The organism is Oleiphilus sp. HI0128 (assembly GCF_001635365.1).
In genome coordinates, this window is record NZ_LWGG01000665.1 from 1 (window position 1) to 409 (window position 409).

General features: G+C 37.9%; 2 protein-coding genes. Both read right to left on the reverse strand.

Features of this window, described 5'->3' with window-relative positions; all coding sequences use genetic code 11:
- On the reverse strand, positions 1-198 hold a 198-nt coding region (locus A3763_RS29510; protein WP_231872136.1), incomplete at its 3' end, for a hypothetical protein.
- 26 nt (positions 199-224) lie between these two features.
- Positions 225-409, reverse strand: a 185-nt coding sequence (locus A3763_RS08295) for a hypothetical protein (RefSeq protein ID WP_231872137.1), incomplete at its 5' end; no start/stop codon positions are given.

Sequence of the window (409 nt, forward strand, 5' to 3'; positions counted from 1 at the left end):
AGCATAGACTTTGGGTTTGCATTCTCTATCTTTACTATCTGAAAGTCTCTTTAATGCCTCGATATACAACCGAACAAGATTACTTTCATCTATTAAACCTGCCCTTGGATAGAAGCCTTCCATTTCAAGTTTATAGAGACCACCACAATAGGAAAGAGCATTTCTTAACAGTTGTTCTGTTTTGGTAATTGAAGACATAGCGTTAGCTTTTCCGTTCTATTTGTTTAGCCAACAAAATAGGCTACTACAACGATGGTTAATATTATTGCTGCAAACATTACCATGCCGCTTCCAGAAGATTCTTTTAAAGGTCGGTTTGCTTCCCTTTCAGCAGATTCCTTTAAACCTTTCAGCTCATCAATATATTCACTAGCTTCCATTTTGGTCTTTGGTAAGCCCTGATCGCCAC